This window comes from Microcoleus sp. B3-A4 (genome assembly GCF_036705385.1).
Taxonomy (GTDB): domain Bacteria; phylum Cyanobacteriota; class Cyanobacteriia; order Cyanobacteriales; family Microcoleaceae; genus Microcoleus.
In genome coordinates this window covers 63,080-83,118 of sequence record NZ_JAUBUI010000022.1, presented here as the reverse complement: position 1 = coordinate 83,118, position 20,039 = coordinate 63,080, and the positions used below count along the sequence as shown (strand labels likewise).

Annotated in this window: 15 protein-coding genes and 1 pseudogene; 10 read left to right on the top strand and 6 right to left on the bottom strand. The window is 47.1% G+C overall.

The features are described 5' to 3' along the window. Positions 1-361: 361 nt before the first annotated feature. Together QUB33_RS11965 and QUB33_RS11960 are read right to left on the bottom strand one after the other, a co-directional pair. Positions 362-2,332 (bottom strand): calcium-binding protein, encoded by a 1,971-nt coding sequence (locus QUB33_RS11965; RefSeq protein ID WP_333350614.1) that lies wholly within the window; start codon positions 2,330-2,332, stop codon positions 362-364. A 463-nt stretch (positions 2,333-2,795) separates the two neighbouring features. Beyond that, positions 2,796-3,929, bottom strand: coding sequence for a cob(I)yrinic acid a,c-diamide adenosyltransferase (locus tag QUB33_RS11960; protein WP_333350612.1), 1,134 nt, complete (start codon positions 3,927-3,929; stop codon positions 2,796-2,798). A 227-nt stretch (positions 3,930-4,156) separates the two neighbouring features. Between QUB33_RS11960 and fraC the strand changes: the two genes are divergently transcribed. The 4 genes from fraC to larE all read left to right on the top strand — a co-directional run bounded on the left by fraC (position 4,157) and on the right by larE (position 7,893). Further along, positions 4,157-4,675, top strand: a complete 519-nt coding sequence (gene fraC / locus QUB33_RS11955; protein WP_333350610.1) for a filament integrity protein FraC — start codon at positions 4,157-4,159, stop codon at positions 4,673-4,675. A gap of 5 nt (positions 4,676-4,680) precedes the next feature. Then, positions 4,681-5,679 carry a DUF5357 family protein gene (locus tag QUB33_RS11950; protein ID WP_333350608.1) on the top strand — a complete coding sequence of 333 codons (999 nt, stop codon included), beginning with the start codon at positions 4,681-4,683 and terminating at the stop codon, positions 5,677-5,679. A 254-nt stretch (positions 5,680-5,933) separates the two neighbouring features. After that, complete coding sequence (locus tag QUB33_RS11945; RefSeq protein WP_333350606.1) at positions 5,934-6,707, top strand: ABC transporter permease; 774 nt, start codon at positions 5,934-5,936, stop codon at positions 6,705-6,707. Between the two features lie 358 nt (positions 6,708-7,065). Beyond that, the gene (gene larE, locus QUB33_RS11940) at positions 7,066-7,893 is read left to right on the top strand and encodes an ATP-dependent sacrificial sulfur transferase LarE (protein WP_333350604.1); all 828 of its coding nucleotides are present in this window, start codon (positions 7,066-7,068) and stop codon (positions 7,891-7,893) included. A 620-nt stretch (positions 7,894-8,513) separates the two neighbouring features. On the opposite strand, the gene QUB33_RS11935 is transcribed toward larE, so the two are convergent. Next, positions 8,514-10,379 (bottom strand): polysaccharide biosynthesis/export family protein, encoded by a 1,866-nt coding sequence (locus QUB33_RS11935; RefSeq protein WP_333350602.1) that lies wholly within the window; start codon positions 10,377-10,379, stop codon positions 8,514-8,516. Positions 10,380-10,710: 331 nt separating this feature from the next. Between QUB33_RS11935 and QUB33_RS11930 the strand changes: the two genes are divergently transcribed. Next, a complete protein-coding gene (locus QUB33_RS11930) occupies positions 10,711-11,412 on the top strand; it encodes a class I SAM-dependent methyltransferase (RefSeq protein WP_333350599.1) in 702 nt (233 codons plus the stop codon). A 7-nt stretch (positions 11,413-11,419) separates the two neighbouring features. Here QUB33_RS11930 and QUB33_RS11925 read toward each other — a convergent pair whose 3' ends face one another. After that, positions 11,420-11,776 (bottom strand): DUF4864 domain-containing protein, encoded by a 357-nt coding sequence (locus tag QUB33_RS11925; RefSeq protein WP_190738115.1) that lies wholly within the window; start codon positions 11,774-11,776, stop codon positions 11,420-11,422. 183 nt (positions 11,777-11,959) lie between these two features. Between QUB33_RS11925 and QUB33_RS11920 the strand changes: the two genes are divergently transcribed. From QUB33_RS11920 to QUB33_RS11900, 5 genes and pseudogenes are all read left to right on the top strand, one after another. Further along, positions 11,960-13,156 (top strand): endonuclease NucS domain-containing protein, encoded by a 1,197-nt coding sequence (locus QUB33_RS11920; RefSeq protein ID WP_333350596.1) that lies wholly within the window; start codon positions 11,960-11,962, stop codon positions 13,154-13,156. Between the two features lie 166 nt (positions 13,157-13,322). Then, positions 13,323-13,961, top strand: a complete 639-nt coding sequence (locus tag QUB33_RS11915; protein ID WP_333350594.1) for a histidine phosphatase family protein — start codon at positions 13,323-13,325, stop codon at positions 13,959-13,961. Positions 13,962-14,106: 145 nt separating this feature from the next. Next, complete coding sequence (locus QUB33_RS11910) at positions 14,107-14,874, top strand: YebC/PmpR family DNA-binding transcriptional regulator (protein WP_333350592.1); 768 nt, start codon at positions 14,107-14,109, stop codon at positions 14,872-14,874. A gap of 10 nt (positions 14,875-14,884) precedes the next feature. Continuing rightward, entirely contained in the window at positions 14,885-17,131 is a 2,247-nt protein-coding gene (locus tag QUB33_RS11905; protein WP_333350590.1) for a restriction endonuclease, read from the top strand. A gap of 95 nt (positions 17,132-17,226) precedes the next feature. Next, a pseudogene (locus tag QUB33_RS11900) lies at positions 17,227-17,376 on the top strand (YebC/PmpR family DNA-binding transcriptional regulator); the annotation flags it as partial. Positions 17,377-17,385: 9 nt separating this feature from the next. Here the strand turns inward: QUB33_RS11900 and QUB33_RS11895 are convergent. After that, positions 17,386-17,988: a Uma2 family endonuclease gene (locus QUB33_RS11895; protein ID WP_333350588.1), complete on the bottom strand. Its 603-nt coding sequence runs from the start codon at positions 17,986-17,988 to the stop codon at positions 17,386-17,388. A 120-nt stretch (positions 17,989-18,108) separates the two neighbouring features. Next, positions 18,109-19,983, bottom strand: a complete 1,875-nt coding sequence (locus tag QUB33_RS11890) for an adenylate/guanylate cyclase domain-containing protein (RefSeq protein ID WP_333350586.1) — start codon at positions 19,981-19,983, stop codon at positions 18,109-18,111. Positions 19,984-20,039 lie beyond the last annotated feature (56 nt).

The window sequence follows — 20,039 nt, the reverse complement described above, 5'->3', positions numbered from 1 at the left end:
GAGCAGTTTGATTGTTTACGAGACGCCATTGAAGATGTCTTACGTCAAGCGTCCTAACTGCCTTGGCGGCTGCTATAACTAGGAGTGAAAAACCCGGTTTCTTTGGTTCTTCTGATGCGTCAGTTCTAAACATTATGGGCGCGTGGCAAAATTCACCGGTGAACCCGCCCCATACCCGATTCGATTTTCGATTTTCGATTAAAATTACCAATCAGTCTAAAATCTAAAATCTAAAATTGCCCCATGCTGATGCCCACAAAAAAGCCAGGGATGGATATCCCCAGCTCGAAACATAGCAGAATTAGTTTTGAGAGTTGGTAGGGCGATGTTTCAGAATCGACCCCACCCTCTTTTACCCAACTTAAATTAGGGTAATGTCAGCAGCCGTAATGCCCGGTCTGCCATTCAGAATTGCCAGCGTAACTACTCCGTCAGCAGTACCAACACCGTTAGAGTCATATCCTAGTTGTCCAGTTGAATTTTCATAAAAGACGAACGGATCTGACGCGAGCGCCCCGGCTGGACCAAACTGGCCAGTGTAAGCACCGCTCTCAAGCACCAAGAACGACCTCGAAGAAAGTCGATTCGTACCTTCGACTGCACTCAATCCGGGGAAGCTGTTGAACTGCAAGATAAACTTGTCTTGACCCGCCACAAAATCGCCGATTTGGTCTGGGCTACTACCCTCTCCGCCCTCGCCGAAGTTGTTGTAGTAGAAGCTGTCATTACCGCTGCCACCAATCAGCGTGTCAGCACCAGGCCCGCCGCCGAGAGAGTCGTTACCGTCACCCCCGATTAAATAGTCGTTCCCAAAGCCGCCCAGCAAGGTGTCGTTCCCGCCACCGGCATTTAAGGTATCGTCCCCGAATCCTCCGAGGGTAGTATTGGATGTGTCGCCGAACAGTATGTCATCCCCGTTACCAGTAGTTATGACATCAGTGCCGTTGCCACCAATAATGAAGTTGCTGCCTAAGGTATCGCTAATCAAGTTTGGCGCTGTAATATCGGCAAAGCTGACGCCGGTGGCGTAGGAAATGAAGTCGTTACCCGCAACGTTGCCAATCACGCGATCGCGCGCGCTGCCAAAGATCATGGTGTCACTTCCCTCGCCACCGTTCATGAGGTTGGTGACGGTGAAGCTGCTGCCAGTAGTAGGATTGGTGTAGCCAATTAACAGATCGTTGCCGATCGCGCCTTCGAGAGTAATCAAAGCAGTACCAGTACCAGCAAAAATGGCCTTGGTAGCATCGATAGTATCGTTGCCATCTCCACCGCCTGCGTTAGTAAAGGTACCGCTCAGGCTGTCGTTGCCTTCACCGCCAATCATCGTATCGCTGGAGAAGGCAGCGACGATCGTGTCATTGCCCACTCCGCCGTCGAGCAAGTTGCGACCCGCGAAGCCAGGAAATGAACTCCGCGCGCCTACGCTCGAAATTACATTCGGCACCGACGCCGACACGATGAAGTCGTCGCCTGCACCTCCCAACGCAGTATCAGAAGTGGCAAAAACGTTGATCGTGTCGTTACCGTCGCCGCCCTCAAAGAAGTTTCTGCCGGCACCAAACTCGCCGATCGCCCCGGTGAGAGAATCGTTGCCGCCACCACCAATCAAGGTGGTTCTCTCAATTCCGATCGTGATGACGTCGGAAGTAAATGGGCTGCTTTGCGTACTGTTGGTAATAACTAAGATGTCGTCGTCAAGATCGCCCGACAGGTAGCTGCTGCTGGCCACACCTCTTAGGGTGTCGTTGCCTCTACCGCCAAAGAGAGTGTCTCTTACATTGATACCTACAACCAAGTCGTCGCCCAAATCACCCCGCAAGTAGTTGCTGCCTTCATTGCCAGCGAAACCAATACCCAAACCACCCTGTAAAGAAAGGTTGTTGCCACCGCCTGCGATGAAGAAGCCGATCGCGTCATTGTCCTTACCCCCGTAGAGGGAATCTCCTCTCTGCGCCCCTCCCAGCATCGTATCTGCGCCCTGATTACCAAACATCAGGTTAGCTTCGACAGTACCTTGGAGGATGTCATCTCCCAAACCGCCGGCCACGGTAGCGCGGGCTTCAGCGACTATGGTGTCCGAGCCTGCGTCGCCAAATAGCAAAGCCGGAGTGCGCTGAGATCTGATTGAATCTTCGTCGTCGCCGCCGTATATGGTATCGTTCGGGCCAACTGAAACTAGAGTATCGTTATCGCCTTGGCCAAATATTAAGCTGCCGCCCAGGGTGGAAGTTCTAACGAAATCAGCCCCAGCTCCGGCGAATACTGTATCCGGGCCTAGTCCCGGAAGGTTTAAATCTAGTTGATTAGGATTGTCATCTAACGTTGTCATAAAGCTTCACTCCTCTACTTGTTGGTCATCGCTGGTGCGACTACAGACACTGCCTAGAACACCGAATGTTTGGATTCCGCTGTAGTTTAACCTGTTTGCCAGCCGCAAGTCTAGCCTACTGGCCTTAACCCTGTCTAGACTTTCTCCCTCGCGGACTTTTTGCTTGTAAGCTTTTATTTTCAAAGTCTTCACCCTTTAATAATCCTGGTGCACTGTCTCAGGTGCTCACGCTCAAGAAGACGCGGCTCATCTTCTTAATGTTCCATTCTGGATTGGCGGTCGGGGATCGCGTCCGGGGGAGGAAATTAAAGATTAAAAAAGGCAGATCTGGGTGATCGGGAAGACAAGGGAAATTGGGAGATTTGTTACTTGGTAACAAGGCTTTGTGGCAATTTCCGGTTTTCCAGGCAGGGCCGTCATTTAATAATTCTGGCCCGGATTGAACTCCGTACCGCTCCGGGCTTTAAAAGTCTACGCCCCGCTTTAGTTCTACGCCCCGATCGCCGTAGTGTTTGTGACAGTATACCTCGGAGTGTACGCTTGCCAAGTCAAAGTAAGCGTGGGGTTTGTGGCAGCGCCCGGTGATAATAATTTCTGTATCCCGCGGCTTGCGTAGCAGGGCTTCTACGATCGGCTCTACTGCCAGCAGTTCTAAGTCTACTGTGGGATTGAGCTCGTCGAGAATAATCGTTTTATACCAGCCGCTGGCGATCGCACATTTGGCGATTTCCCAGCCGCGTTCTGCTTCTATGCAGTCTAGCTCTTGCTGTTGCCCCCGCCAAACTATAGCATCTCGGCCGCACCGCTGGTGGTCTACTAGCTGTGGATAGCTTTGCCGCAAAGCTGCGATCGCCGCATCTTCTGTATAACCGGTGCCACCTTTGAGCCATTGCACGATTAACACCCGGTGAGATTGGTCTTGACTGATACCCCTACCTATTGCCTGCAAAGCTTTGCCCAAAGCGCTCGTAGACTTGCCTTTGCCCGCTCCAGTGTATATTTCGATACCGGAAATATGATGCTCTGCCGCTGCGGGGTGATAGTGGGGCTTCATTTCTGAGTGTAAGTCGGCAATCTCCAGCAAAGCTTCCGGGGCCGCTCGGCCTGTGGCGATGACTTCTAAATATTCGGGTTTGTTTTTGAGGGTTTGGACTACTTCGTCAACAGGCAGCAAACCCAAGTCCAATAGGGGGTTTAGTTCGTCTAGTACCACCACGGAATACAGCTCGCTGGCGATCGCTCCTTTGGCGATATCCCAGCCTCGCTGAGCTTCTGCGCGATCGAAGCGGGTGATTGCTTCGGCCCCAAAATATTCGGCTCTGCCGGTACGCACTTGGTCGATCAAGTGCGGAAATGCCCGTTGCAAGGCTTCTATTGCCCCGTCTTCGTCGTAGGAGCGGCCGGGGCCTTTGAGAAAGCGCAGCAACAAGACACGCGTGGGCGAGTCAGAATTAATACCCAGCCCGATCGACCGCAACACTACTCCCAAAGCTGCCTGAGACTTGCCTTTACCAGCGCCGTCGTAGACGTGAATCTGGCCCGTGGCGCGTTCCGACCGGGATGAGGCTGTCCGAATACCAATGCCATTCCTTACCATAATCAGCAGTTGTTTGAGTCTGTAGCGGGGTGGGTATTCGATCGCGCGCCTTGAATGTTTAATTTTTCCATTCTCTTGGCGGATCTCAACAGATTATACGATAACTCCTAACCCCCAATCTTTTAAGCATCGATCTAACGCAATCAGGTGCTCAAACCTCCAGTCAAGATTATTCCGTTTGTGCTGTACAATTAAAATTTAACACGGGCTGATATACCTAAAGGCTTATGATTGCGAGTGTTTTCCCATTTCGGACTGTTTTGGTGCAAATTTTAATTATGTTTTTGGCGATCGCGATCGAATCGTGGTTTTTGCAAAAACTACTTAAACTCGGCCCCAAAACCAGCATTGAATATACAGCCATCCTCAATCTCTCTTGCACTTGTGTGGGCTGGTTAGTTTTCTTGGGCATTGAAAGCGTTCTTACCAAAGATTTACGGGAACAGCTTATCGGTTATATTTTATTAGGCAGAGGGGATAATGTTTACGCTCCAATAACTATGATAGCCCTCTCAGTATTAGCAGTAACTTTTATAGCTAAATGGCAGGGATTAGAATTCATAGAGAATATGGTTTCCGGCAATAAAAAAGCTTCCAAGCCTCAGTTTTTAGGACCGCCAACCCTCACCCGCCGTCCTCCCAAAAGAACTTTTCAAGTAACTACCCAGTTTGGGGGAATTTTAATCGCCCACATTGTTAGCAATGTCGTTATTTTAACCGTGTTGTTTTTGCAAAGCGTTTATTGAAATTTATGATGAAGCAATTTTTGGATGTCACTCAGCAACTCACTAAACTGACGAACAACCTTTGGGAAACCAATAAAAAAATCCAAAAGGCGATGATTCCGCCTAAAGTTGTCCACTGGAAGACTCCTTTACTGCTCAGCATCTTTTTAGCTTTGCTGACAGTGGCGACAGTCACTGACTGGCGGACGAGAACTCTGCTTTTTGATATGAGCTGGTTATTTTTTACACTTTCAATGGGTTTGCTGACGAGTCAGCAACCTTTTGTGATTAAAGGAGTAAGTCTGAGTCCGTGGGTGACAAGCATTTTAATTGGATTGTGGTTGCTCGTAAGATTGCCGTCGGATAGGAAGGAAATAGCATGGATATCCGGCCCTATTATAGCAGTAGTAGTTCTTGCTACAATAGAGGTTTGGAATAGCGAGTCAAAACGGGAAGGTATGAGGTCGTTGCTGCGCCCTCAGTTTTTGATCATTACTCTAGTTCACCTGCTGTTTTCCTGTTGGTTTGCTTTTCACTTTTTAATTCAAGGTTGGATACGACAGTACCCGAGCGTTTTATCCCAGGATTTGAGGCAAAGCGATTATGTTGTGACATTTCAACAGCCAACTATTAATCGCTCCCGAGGAGTTGTTATCCTCAATGCAATGGAGCGATACCTACAAAATGAAGCCCGCACAAAACCGTGGGCGCAGGTAGAGCAAATGTTAATAGATATGGACAACGAGCGATTTTTTCTGCGGAATCAAGCCTTAAAAACAACTGGGGTAGTCGCAGAAGATGCGAGGTGGGATGTCAAAACTTCGATCGTCCAAGGAGATTCCCGCTATCAGTTAGAGATGGAGGCAATTTGGCTGGGGCTGGTTTTTAGACAGGAAACATATTCGTTTACCAAATCTTGCGAGGTGTTCGAGATAGGCAATAGGGCGACTGTAACCTGCGGTGCCATCAAACGCTCTCAACCCGGACAGAAAAAAGATGGAACGGCGGGGGACAGTCAAGTTTGAGCTTGTCTCAGGCAGTTAGGAGAGTGTTCCAGAAGAAAGGGGAAGAGGGGGAGATGGGGAGAGTATCCGAGCCCGAGAGGCGGAGATGGGGAGAGTGGGAGATGGGGGAGAATCTTCCCTCGAACCTCGGACTTCTTCGTTCAACATCCAATCCGTTAAATCCCTTAAATCCCCATTCACTGCGCGTTGCCGAACTTCCTTCTTCCTTATATTAAAGTATTGATTGCGAAAGTTTTCAGCGGGTTAATAACTAGATGAATTTGAGAAGAATCTTGACAGTCGCGACCAATGTATTTTGGGAAGTAATTCGCGATCGCATCCTTTACTTAATTATTATTTTTGCTCTGTTGATGGGCGCCTCGGTACGGTTGATACCGGAATTGGCGGCGACAACCGAGAAGAAAATTATCTTAGATGTCGGTTTGGCTGCTATGAGCATTCTCGGTCTAATTGCCACAGTTTTTGTGGCTACCGGACTGGTCAACAAAGAAATTGAAAAGCGCACTGTTTATCTGTTAGTTGCTAAGCCGATAAGTCGGGCTGAGTTAATTGTGGGCAAGCACTTAGGGCTGTCGGCGGTGCTGGCGGTGCTTGTAGCAGCAATGACTGTTATCTATCTGGCTATTCTGAGTTTGAGCCGCATTCCTTTCCCTTTGGAAAGCATTTTAATCGCTTCGTTGTTTGTCTGGTTTGAGCTGTGTCTGATGGCTGGTGTCGGGATTTTATTTGGGGTTTTTAGCAGTTCGCTGCTGGCGACTTTACTGACATTTGGCGTTTATTTAATGGGACATTCGACGCGGGATTTAGTGGCTTTGGGTAAGTTAACTAAAAATCCTGGTCTTGAACAATTGATGATGGGACTTTATCTCGTTTTGCCGGATTTAGCTAGATTCAATTTGAGAAACGATGCTGTTTACGGACAAGTTCCTTACTTAGCAGGTTTGATTACAGATGCTGGCTACGGTTTGCTGTATGTGGTGCTGCTGCTGTCAATTGCGATCGCCATATTTTCCCGTAGGGAATTTTAAAACGCGCCTGCCCTACTTTCAAAAGTTTGAGTATATCTATCAAATTATCACGCTAAAATATCAAGGAGGCGATCGCTCAGAAATCTCGACTAAAACTCAAACTTTTAATTGATCCCGAATAAGCTCTTCTGTATTTAAATAGTACCTTTGGGCGGACTTTTCTGCCCTCCCCACAAGCTCGGGACTTACGCATCGGGGCCCTGAAACCCGGTTTTTTACCGAATCTGCGGTCTACAATGCGTCTTTTCGTAAAAAAAACCTCGTTTCTAAACAATAGTGCGTAAGCCCTAAAGATGTTGAAGAGACATCACCCTGTAAATTAGATTGCGATAGCTTAGCAGTAACAAAAATTGAAATTATGTTAGTGAAAAAACTCGAACAATTAAAAGATATTTTCGCACAAATGGAACGGGCTTTGATTGCCTACTCCGGCGGAATTGACAGCACTTTGGTGGCAAAAATCGCTTTTGATGTGTTGGGCGATCGCGCTTTGGCAGTGACGGCAGTTTCCCCGTCTTTACTGCCAGAAGATTTAGAAGATGCGCGCATTCAAGCAGCAGAAATTGGCATTGCTCACCAGGAAGTAGAAACTCAGGAAATGGCAAATCCAAATTACACTTCTAACCCGGTTAACCGCTGCTATTTCTGCAAAAGCGAACTGCACGATACTTTGAAACCGCTAGCACTAGCAAAGGGTTATCCTTATGTGGTGGATGGTGTAAATGCTGACGATTTAAAGGATTACCGTCCAGGGATTCAGGCGGCAAAGGAACGCGGTGCGCGATCGCCCTTAGCAGAAGTAGGAATCACTAAATTTGAAGTGCGGCAGTTGGCAAAAGAATTGGATTTGCCTTGGTGGGACAAACCTGCTCAACCTTGTCTGAGTTCGCGCTTTCCTTACGGCGAAGAAATCACCGTTGGAAAGTTGCAAAGAGTGGGGCGCGCCGAACGGTATTTGCGGCAGTTGGGACTGAAAAATTTGCGAGTGCGATCGGACGGAGATACGGCGCGCATTGAGTTACCCGCAGAGGAGATTCGGGAGTTTGTGCTAAATACGGATTTGCCTGCATTGGTGGCGGTGTTTCAGGAGTTTGGTTTTGTGTACGCGACTTTGGATTTGGAGGGGTTTCGCAGCGGCAAATTAAATCAGGTTTTGCAGCCGCAGTTGTTGCAGGCAAAAGGTTGATTAATTTTCCCTAATACAAAAATTTCTCATGATTGATATAGTTTGGGACATGGACAAATGGGAACAATGTCAATCGAACCTTTACCTTGGTTGATGTAGCGACTTATACCTTCCAAGGCTCGAATTGTTAGGATTACAAGACTTACGCCACAGTAACGTATTTCTGTCGCCCAGCGAACTCAGTGATATCAACTCGGGTAGCATCGGAATTAATATTACTCACAGTCAGGATACCGCGAGTGCCTAAGTCCCTACCCCCATTCATTGTAGGGATTTAGGCACTCGCGGTGTCCTCTATATCATTCCGATGCAACCGGAAACAATATGAAGCAATCTCAAAGTGCGGTTGCTTAATCAGAGTATGAAAAAATAACTTTAAAATCCAAAAGCTTTAAGGATACTGGTTTTTATGACGCGCATATTTAACGTTTCATACCGTAAATGAGCAACGCCTAGGATGTTTGCCGTAGATTTGGGATGTGCCATGTAATAGCAAATCCGGTTTTAATACCCCCTTTATTTCTTAGTCCTCCTTTGCTCGGACGAAAGTTTGACTCTATGCAGCGGTTTCAACCGCCGATTCATAAAGAGGGTGGCTAACTTTCAAAGCCCGAGTCTTATCAAGGAGTAGTTGGCTGAATTTGCTGTGGCTGCATTTGCTGCGGCTGATTTTGGAGCAGAAGTTGCTGCTCATCGATCTGAATTTGCCGATTATCAAGATCTCTTTGCCGCTGTCTGTCTTCTGCTTCCAGTCTTCTGTCTTCTGCTTCCAGTCTTCTGTCTTCTGCTTCCTGCAATCTATCTTCACGTTGTAGCTCTCTTTCTAGCAGTCTGTCTTCCCGTTGCTCTTGTCTGTCTTGACGTTGTTCGCGAAGCTGTCTGAGCTGATTTCGCCGCTCGAAATCTCCTCCCAAAAATAAGTTTTGAAAAGCGTTGATAGTTGTTTGAAACCCAGTAAAAACGCCGCTAACAGCGCTGATCCCAGTTGCAACTCCGGCGATCGGCTGCAAGAATGTGTTGATATTGTCTGCTACCCTAGTAAAGCCCGATCGCGCTACGAGAATCACATCGTTGTTGCGAAGAGTTGGGTTATTATTAGGATTCAAGCCTTGAGCAAAATCTACCTCGATCGTGCGGCGAGAAACAGTACCGTTGGGGTTCAAACGCAATAGTTCTACCTTGTCTTTTTTAGCCCGCAATTGATTGAAACTGCCTGCGGTCAGCAAAGCTTGGTGCAGGGATGTACTGGGTCGAACTTGCAAAGCCCCAGGCCTAATTACTTCTCCTACAATATTGATGCTAATCGCGTTCGGAGAAAAACTGCTATTGGCGACTTGAGAAACTTCAGCTAAGTCTACAGTAGATGCTGTCGGGATAATCACGCTATCTCCTTCTTGCAGCAAAACATCTTGGGTAGCATCACCTTTTTGCAGCAAATCCCAAAGATTTACCATGATAGTTTGTTCAGTACCTCCTCTAATTCTGCGGCGGATTTGTACGCGGCGAATATCCGCTTCTGTAGTAATACCGCCAGCAATTTTGAGTGCTCTAGTTATTGTTGGTAAACCTACAACGGCTCCTTGCTGTTGCTCGATAGATACAAAACTCAGTTCTGTTTGTTGGTTGGTCGATCGCAAATCAGCAGCAGATATAGTATAAGGCCCCGGCCGGTTTACTTCCCCGACAATTACCACGCCAATTGGTTTAGTAATATCAGCGGAAAAACTAGCACTGGCTCTTTGACGAACTTCTTGAGTATTCAGGGCCCTTGCTGTCGGTACAAAAATTGTATCTCCATCTCGAATGGTAACGTCTTGACGCAAATTTCCCGTCTCTAAAAAATCCTGCAAATCTACAGTAGTAACTTGCTCCGGTCCGCCTCTGCGGGGACGGCGAATTTGGACATTTCGCATATCTCCTGCTGATGTCACTCCTTGTGCAAGTTGCAGCATTTCCATCAAAGTCGGGAATTTTACTCCTCCTCCTTCTCTCGTAGGATTAATCTTGTAGGAACCCGGGCGAGTAACTTCACCCGCAAGACCTATATTTAGGGGGCGAGCGACGATCACAGTCACAGTAACAACGGGAACATTGATGAAGGGTTCGTATCGCTGGGTAATCACGTTAGCAGCTTGTTGCAGCGTCAACCCTTGAATTGAGACGCTGCGAATGATTGGCAAATTGAGGGTCCCGTCAACTAAAACTTGATATTCCTTGCTGAATTCAGGGACGCCGAAGATATCTAAAGCAATGCGATCGCCCGGGCCTAGAGTATAAGCTGCTTCTGGTGTCAGCGAACCAGAATTGCCACCCGCCGGCAAACTCGAACCCGGAGGCGGCGGCGGCGGTACTCTCGGTTGGTTTGGGTTCCTAGCGGGCGCAGGATTTCTGACTGCAGGCAACTGAGCTATACTGGGCAGCGAACTCAATAGCACCAGGAGTGCTGACAAACTAAGACTTGTAGCGGTTTGAACGGTATGTTTCATCTTTCTTCCCTGGTTGCAGCCTGCCAATGAACGAGAGCAATTTAGCTAGTTGATTTTAGTTTATTTTCCCTGCTGTCCAGTGTAGCCTCGCTTCGCTGCAAAATCCACAGGTGGAAGCATAAAAATTGTGCGATCGCACTTAACTATTTTGCACCTTGTTTGTAAAGAAACTGTAAAGCCTGCCAACTGTTATCAGGATTAGGATCTCGTTTGGGCAAAATTATTCATACATAACTCGGGATACAAATCAACCCCCCAAAGAAATGGATAAAAAAAAACGCCATGATGTGAGGTAAAATATTAAATAATTCTCTCTGCAGGACAAAGAAAAGTGTCACTAAAACTGGATCAAGTAATTCCCTGGGGACGCTGCTTGGATGAATACATAGGAATGTTTAGCTTGACCTCAAGTGACCTCAAGCTAAACATTCTTGATTGTGCCGCCGGCCCGGCAAGTTTCAATGCCGAAATGACTCGCCAAGGTAAAAAGGTAATTTCTTGCGATCCAGTTTATCAGTTTACTGCGGTGGAAATTGGCGATCGCATCCAAGAAACATATCAAACTGTCATTGATGGGGTTAAGGCAAATCTAGACGGCTATCTGTGGAACAATTTTGAATCGCCGTACCAGCTAGGCGAAGTGCGAATGAAGGCGATGCAGGATTTTTTAGAAGATTTTCCCTCTGGTTTGCAGCAAGGTCGCTACATGACTGCTGAGCTGCCAGTTTTGCCTTTCGAGAACGGTCAATTCGATCTAGCTTTGTGCAGCCATTTCTTATTTGCTTATTCTCACCTGCTTTCGGAAGAATTTCATCTGGAAGCAATTACAGAAATGTGTCGGGTTGCGAAGGAAGTCCGGGTATTCCCTCTATTGCAGAGTTTTAGCGGGGAGGAATCCCAGCACTTAAACCCGATCGTCACCGAATTAAAAAAGAGAAGTTTTAGTGTAGAAATTCAAGAGGCTCCCTACGAATTTCAAAAAGGCGGAAATAAGATGCTGCGAGTTAGCAAAAAAAGCTCAGCCGAAAAGTAAGCATAAGTTATTCTTCGGGGAGGGAAACTAAATAACAGCCATTAATTCGCCAACTCTTATCAAACTGTTTTTCCATGAGATAAATGGCTCTGATGGGGATGCCTTCCGAGTCCAGCAACAGCACCGGCTGAGCGGGAATTCCTTCTACAGTGCCGAGGTTTTCAAATAATACCGATCGCGGACGGTAGACAGCTTCATAGGCAATTTTTACCATGTGCATAAAGTTTTCTGCTGTGCGAAACTGCTGCTGAATTCCGGGACTGGCGAAGGAAAAAGCGAGCGCAGCATCGTCTTTTTGAAATGCTTGCAGTTGCTGTTCTACGACTGAGCGAATGGTAGCGCGATCGCTTTCACTGATGAGCATATTTTTAATAATTTGTCAAGAGATGGGAGTGTCGAATAGTTACTATTATAGCGCTCCCACTTAAAGGCGATTGTGTGGCGGGATGGCTGGGAAGCTGTCAGGGCGATCGGGGTTTATTTAAACCCCCCGCCGGACTACAGAAATTAGTGGTAAAATTGGTTAAAGACTTTAAGAATTGTCAAAATGCTAAGCAGCGCTGCATTGAGGAAAACAGGGTCTGGGTGGGAATTTGCAAATGAAGAAGCGTTAGAGGATTTTGTCGAAGTTCACTTGCAAAGTTTGCTCGGTTTAACAGTCATCAAGCGGCAATTCACTGTCAACGAGCAAAGATGCGATATTATAGCGGTGGACGAGAATAAACGGTTAGTTGTGCTGGAGTTGAAAAACGGCGAAGATAGATATGTCGTTCAGCAGTTAACTCGTTATTACGATGCTTTGTTGGAACACAAACCTTTTGCCGAGCGCGTGGATTACGCTCAACCCGTTCGCTTAATAGCAATTGCGCCAAAATTTCACAGAGATAATTTTACAGACAGGAAGTATCACGGGCTATTTTTTCAATTTTTGCAATTTGCGATCGTTCCTGACGGGGAAAAATTATATTTACAATTGAAAGATGTAGATGCCGAACATATTGCACAAGTAGAGATTACATATCAAGAAAGAGAAAGCACAGAGAACATACCCAGTCCACCCAAAGCACTTTTGAAACTTTTGAATAATTGCGAACTTAGTCAACAGCAAGAAATATTAAAAACTCGGCATAAGCTTCTCTGTTTTGATAAGCGGATGCAAGAAGTTGTGTCGGCTGGCAGTATCAAGTATGGAAATGGAAATAGTAAAAATAGTAAATTCTGCGCTGAGTTGTGTTCGGATAGTAAAGGAAATATAATTTTATTTCTGTGGTTGCCCTTAAAAGGTCTGACAAGTAAAACTCTTGGCCGAGCAAGAATCTGGACTGATTGGGATGGCAATGCTTTGATAGAGGGCTACGTGTCAAGCGGAATTGGTGCTAAAGTTAGCTCTAACAAGAAGGTAATAGCTACTCAAACAGAAAAATTAAAGCAGCACATAACAAATATCCAACAGTGGCAACAAAATTATAGATATACTTATTTTAATGAAAAAGCCTTGATAGAGTATATTAACAGCGCCATTAAAATTATTAAAACTTCTGCGGTTTCTCAAATTTTCACTTATGAAGACATGAAGTATATAGATTTAGCTAAGGATGTAAAAAATGTTTTTATTAAAATGAACATTGCCCAGCGATATCCGGACATTTTAGAAACTATAGACGAGTTAGACAAACGCGCCTGTAAATTTAGTTCAGGTCAATTAATTGATTTAGCCTTGCAAAAATGGCTGGAAAGACTTTAAGGAGAAAAATACGATCGCACCCATCGCCCCTTGCCAAATCCACTATCCATCTGCGTCTATCTGCGTGCATCTGCGGTTAAAAAAATCTCATCAATAGCTTCGCAACAAATCAAATTAACAAACTTTGATATAATATTACACCTAGAAGCAAAACTCAAACCAACTCATGCCACAAACAGTCTGGATCGCACGACACGGAAACCGCATCGACTTCGTTAACCCCGACTGGTTTCTCACGGCAGAACGCCCCTATGATCCCCACCTTTCCGAAGACGGTCACATTCAAGCTAAACAACTCGCCAACCGCCTCAAAGGTGAAGGAATTTCTCATATTTTTGCTTCCCCTTTTTTGCGAACTGTCCAAACAGCAAATCACGCGGCCGAAGCTCTCGATTTGTCAATTAAACTAGAGTGGGGACTGTGCGAATGGCTGAATCCGGAATGGATGCCAGCAATGCCAGAAACTGAGTCCGTCGAAGCTTTGTGCAGGCGTTTTCCCAGGATTGATGCTTCCTACAAAGGCGGTATTGCTAATTATCCCGAAACTGGGGAAGCTTGTCTCAAAAGGGCGGGGGAAACTGCTAAACGCCTCGCGGCTGAGTTTCCCGAAGATATGTTATTAGTAGGTCACGGTGCGTCGGTTTTAGGAACTGCGATCGGGCTGGCGGGCTGTGCTGAAACGGAAATTAACGCTTCTTTGTGCTGTTTGGTGAAAGTGGTGCGGGGTGAGGGAGAATGGTCGATCGCACTTAATGGCGATACTTCTCACCTGAGTGACTCTGAAACCGTGATCCGGTTTAATTAAAGTTGAGATTCGTGCGAAAAATCGCATTTTATGCTATGTGTGTAAGGTGCGCCGAGGTGTACCCTACGTTAATCGGATTTGTCCGAATCAGGGTGTTATTGTTTAATCTCGATCGCAAATTTTAAATCTCAAATCTCAAATCGGTATGGCTGGACACAGTAAGTGGGCGAATATTAAACGCCAAAAAGCTAGAGTTGATGCCGTTAAAGGCAAGGTTTTTGCTAGAATATCTCGCGAAATTATTGTCGCGGCCCGCAGCGGAGTTCCCGATCCCGCTGGCAATTTTCAACTGCGGACGGCTATAGAAAAAGCCAAGGCGGCGAGTATTCCTAATGAAAACATAGAAAGGGCGATCGCCAAAGGTGCTGGCTTGGCGGGGGGGAGTTCGGATTTAGAAGCTATTCGCTACGAAGGTTACGGCGTTGGCGGGGTTGCTATTCTAATTGAAGCGCTGACAGACAACCGCAACCGCACAGCGGCTGACTTGCGAGAAGCTTTTACTAAAAATGGCGGCAACCTGGGCGAAACTGGTTGTGTGGGCTGGATGTTTGACCACAAAGGAGTTTGTACGGTACGCGGCCCGATTGATGAGGAACAATTGTTTGAAGCGTCGCTAGAGGCGGCTGCCGAATCTTATGCTTTGATATTAATTGATGAGGATACTGAAGGTGCAGAGGTATTTACAAGTGTGGCTAATTTGGAACAGTTGGCTGATGTTTTAAAACACAAAAAGTTTGCTGTTTTGCAGTCGGAAACTCGCTGGATTCCCAGCAATACAGTGGAAATAGACACTCCTGAAAAAGCTCGATCGCTCCTTAAGTTAATGGATGCACTGGAAGATTTGGATGATGTGCAAAGTGTGACGGCGAATTTTGAAATGACAGATGAATTGATGTCTTCGGTCATGGTTTAATGGTTGAAAGATGAGGGATTGGGAGCGTCCTGCTGGCACTCCAAAAGACGAAACTAGCCAGCGGGACGATCGCGCTACACTATTACCAGGAAACGAATCCCCATCTGTACGCGAGGGGGGAGTGTCAATCCAAGGAATTGCTGAAAAAGCTGCATTGAAAATCTCCACCCACAGTAAAGCCATGCTAGACAACGAAAGCAAAAAAGACAGCACCCACTCACAAGAAGTTCTCTCAGCAACCGAAGTCTCAGAAACCAAGGATCGAGCCAAATCGGAGGTGCCGGCTAAACCAGAGGATACATCCAATTGGTTCGGTTCCGTTTTCGGAGCCGTCTCTGCAAGCGCGAGTGCGGTGGGGAGTGCGGCGGCGAGTGCTGGAAGTGCGATTGTTGATACGGCGAGTGCGGTGGGGAGTGCGGCGGCGAGTGCTGGAAGTGCGATTGTTGATACGGCGAGTGCGGTGGGGAATGCCGCCGGCACTGCTGGAAGTGCGATTGTTGATACGGCGAGTGCGGTGGGGAATGCCGCCGTCAGTGCTGGAAGTGCGATTTTTGTTAATACCGCGAGTGCGGTGGGGAATGCAGCGGCGAGTGCGGGAAGTGCAGCAATGCAAGTTCCCAATTTTTTTGGTTCATCCCTAGTTTTTATTTCGCAGAGTCCTATCCTGAAAAAACTGACCCAAAATTTCAAAATCGACTGGTTAGTTAATGCTATAGATGCTGTTGATGTCGTAAATGCCGAGGCGCAAGTTCGAGAGTTACAGCGCCAATATCCTCACGAGAAACCCGAAGAGATCGCACATCACTTGATGGTGGAAAAAGCCTTGCTAGCGGCAGGAAGTGGCTTGGTGAGCAGTTTAGTTCCCGGCGTGGCTTTGGCGTTGTCTGGCATGGATTTAGCGGCAATGACGGCGTTATCTGCCGAGTTGGTTTATCAAATTGCTGCCGCCTATGGCATGGATTTGCGATCGAGCGATCGCAAAGCAGAAGTTGTCGCTATTTTTGGTTTGTCCTTGGGTAGCAATTTAGCGATCGAAGCTGGAGTTACGCTTGTCAGCAATATTCCCTTGGCGGGTGCGGTAATTAATGCTAGCGCCAGTGCGACAATGATTTACGCGCTGGGATACGGTGCTTGTCGGTTTTATGAAGCGCATCTGGATTCCTCGGAAATCGAAACCAAGCTCGGAGATTTACAAGAGGTATTGCAAGCGGAAAGTGAGCAATATTTAGAGACAGCGATCGCACAAGAAACGGTGATGGATTGGATTTTGGTGTATGTCGTCTATGCCAGCAAAAAATTCACCCGATGGGATGAGTTATTACCGGAATTACGAGCGGCGAATTTAAATCCCAGGACTTTAGCTGAGATTGAAGCTGTGACAAATAAGTCTAAATTGCTTCCCAAGTTGGATATTTTACTCGCACAACTCGAACTTGACTTTGCCGAACCACTTTTAAAGCGATGCACTGAGATCATCGAGGCTGACGGTGAAATTAATCAACAAGAGGGGAAAATTTTGCTGACAATTCAACGGGCTGTTTTGAGCAAGAGAAAGCAAGCTCAAAATCCAGCCCAGCAAACTTCGATCGAGGATGGGGTATCGGAAGCCACTGAAGCACAAACTGAAGTCCAAGCTGAATCACAAATTCCCTCTTTATCTTCTGATTCTCCTTCTACTAATAAGTTTAGTTCGAGTATGCTGCAAAATTTCCAAAAAATCATAAAATTTGCTGGGCGATTAGACGTGCCAAAGATTGCGAATTTAATAGATACTGAATCACAAGCTCCCCCCTTATCTTCTCATTCTCCTTCTACTAAGTTGAGTGCAATTCTGCTGAAAAAATTCAAGCAGATTTTAGCAGGTTCTACGCGGTTAGAAGTGGCAGAGATTGGGTATTTAATCGATCAGGTCGATCGCATGACGGGAGAAGAGTTTGAGGAATTTTTAGCCTGCTGTTTCCGCAATCTCGGTTATGCGGTCGAAATGACACCCAAAACGGGGGATTTTGGTGCGGACTTGATTCTCTCTAAAGCCCGCAAGAAAACCGTTGTCCAGGCAAAACGCTATCAAGGAAAAGTGGGAAATTCCGCCGTGCAAGAAGTGGTTAGTGCGGTTAAGTATTACGGGGCGCAAGATGCGATCGTTATTACAAACAGTATGTTTACATCCAATGCTCATAAACTGGCTCAAGCGAATGGGGTACAACTCTGGGGAAGAGAACAGTTAATTGATTTAGTGATTCGAGCTAAAAAATAAGGTATCTATGAACCAAGAATCCCAGTCTCTGAAAGAGCGGGGAGTGTCATTTGAAACACAAAAACTTGGCATTTTTGCAGTCGGAAACTCGCTAGATTCCCAGCAATACAGTGGAAATAGACACTCCTGAAAAAGCTCGATCGCTCCTTAAGTTAATGGATGCACTGGAAGATTTGGATGATGTGCAAAGCGTGACGGCTAATTTTGAAATGACAGATGAATTGATGTCTTTGAGTATGGTGTAACGCTCTAAATCACCAGATTTTTGCCATCCGCAAGACAAATCCCGGTAACTCTGGATCGCCGCTGACTGTTTCAGGATTATCTAAGATTTCAGGTTCGCGATCGGGACGGTAGATGTAGACTTTTCTGTTTTTGCGATCGAGCAAAAAGCCGAGCGATACACCGTTGTCAATATATTCTTGCATCTTGTTTTGCAATCCCTTGAGACTGTCACTAGCAGACCGCAATTCAATCACAAAGTCTGGACAAATCGGTGCGAATGAGGCTTTTTGTTCTTCAGTTAAGGCATTCCAGCGCTCTAGTTTAATCCATGAGGCATCGGGGGAGCGGGTTGCTCCATTCGGCAAGGTAAAGCCTGCACTGGAGTCAAACGTTTCACCTGTGCCATCTTGTTCTGCCCAGTTCGCAAGTTGCTGAGCAATTTTAATGTTGCGGTTCCCTGTATCTGAAAAGGCTGGTGACATGATAATGACTTCCCCACTGGCAGTACGCTCAATTCTCAAATCGCGATTAACTAGACAGAATTCATAGAACTGTTCAACAGTCATCGATTGGATCGCAGGGAAATTGACCGTCAGTGGGACGCTTTCGGTTTGAATTAGCAGCGTCGTCATGGTTTTTCCTCAGTTGGTGCAGGGGTGATAGAATAGCTTGAGCTTACACTATTTTAGCTTGGCGATCGAAAGTCTTAGTCGCTAGGGAAATCGGATGCTTGTATCCGTTTTTGGGCTGGGTCAATAATCTTTTTTCCCAGTCAGCAAATAAGTAACCATGTATCCCTTGCCCTTAACTTGAATAGCGCCGCGCTTCTGAAAAGTATATTTATCTTTTAATAGCTGGTAGGTTTCGGCGGTGACTTGAATGCAGCCGGTAATCCCGTGGGATTCCATGCGCGAAGCAATATTTACTGTGTCGCCCCAGAGGTCATAAATAAACTTTTTTAAGCCGATGACGCCGGCAACGACAGGGCCACTGCTAATCCCAATCCGAATGCTGAAAGGTTCCGAATGTTCTAAACTCAGGAGCCTAATTTCGTGCAGCATATCGATCGCCATGTTCGCAACCGCCTCGGCGTGATCCTCTCGGGGCGTCGGCAAACCGCCGACAACCATGTAAGCGTCACCAATAGTCTTAATTTTCTCCAACCCGTGGCGATCGGCCAAGTGGTCAAAAGCCGAAAAAATATCGTTGAGCACTTCCACCACCGCCGTCGCTGAAATTCTCGACGAAAGCTCTGTAAACCCCACAATGTCGGCAAACATCACAGTTACTTCCGCAAAACTTTCGGCGATATTGTGTTCGTTGTCCTTCAAACGCAGGGCTATCGCTGCCGGCAAAACGTTCAGCAGCAGTTGCTCGGATTTAGCTTGTTCGAGTTCCAACTGTAGGTAAGCAGCCTGCAACTGTTCGGCTTGGCGAATTCTTTCTCGGGCTAGCTTTTCGATTTGGGCGGTGCGGCTCAAAGATGTCAGCATATATGTCACCGGAATCAAAGTCCACAGCATCCCCATCGTCAGAGTTCCCCAAGAGCGCCAGTGCTTGCGAATCCTGCGAATTTCCGGCGTTGCAGACACGTACATAGACCACTGGCGGCTGCTAATTTTCAGCCGCCTTCTGCAAGCTGTATAGTTCGGGCCTGGATTGTCAAGAATCGGGCAGTTTTGCATCAGGGCTCGGTCAACAGTGGCTGATGCTGGAAGCACTTGTTGGCTGGCGGATTGGAACTGCACCGCAAATTGCTGAATTTGGCCCTCAGCAGGGAGATTTTTGAGAACTGGGTTCCCCGTTTGGGGTAACAGCGACGGTGCTTCTTGCTTGTCTGGAGCCTCGCTAACGAGATAAATATTGAGGTAGTCGGTATTGCGTCCTTTTAAAGAGGTTTGGAAAATATCTTTGCCTCGAAATACGCCCAGAACAAATCCTTGTAGCAGTTGGCGACGGGATTCGAGGGTAGTCGGTTTACTGCTGTTTTCGTAAATCGGAACTATGGCCAAAAGACTTAGTTCCGGGGAATTGCCCTGAGTTAAGCCGATGTAGTTGGTGACAATCATTTCCCCTGTATCGCGCCCTCGATCGAGCGCGACGCGGATTTTTGGGTGGGAGGCGAGGTCAAAGCCCAATACTGTCTCGTTTCCGGCTGGTGGTTCGACGTAGAAAGCCGGGAAGTATTCGGAACGCTGGAGGGCCTTGCGGAGTTCTCCTCGCGGGCCGCGCTCTGTAATCTCGAAGCTGGGCTCTGTTTCGGTTCTAGCTTTGATTTCGTAGTTGCGCCGCTGCGAATTCGGGACGCGGGGGGCCCAAGCCAGAATTTGCAGGCTGGGGTGGACGGATAGGGGCCGGGCGACAAACCGGGCAAAAGAGGAACGCTCGACGGCGCTGAAGGCTTTCATGTAGTCGCTGAGGGCTAGAACAGTATCTAAGTCGGAGTTGAGCTGGCGTTCGATGCCGATCGAAATATCGTCGATGCGGCGCTGCATTTCGTAGTCGCGGCGCTTGTCTTCCCAGTCCCAAACCAAGGCGAATGCCAGAACCGACAGTCCGACACCCAAAGCCAGCGTCAACCCGGCTGGAATGTAGCGAGACCAGGATAAAGGTAGTTTTTTTAGCATAATTGCCTAGCGAATAAGGGCAGCAGATTAGCACACCGCTGAGTGCGATTTGTTCC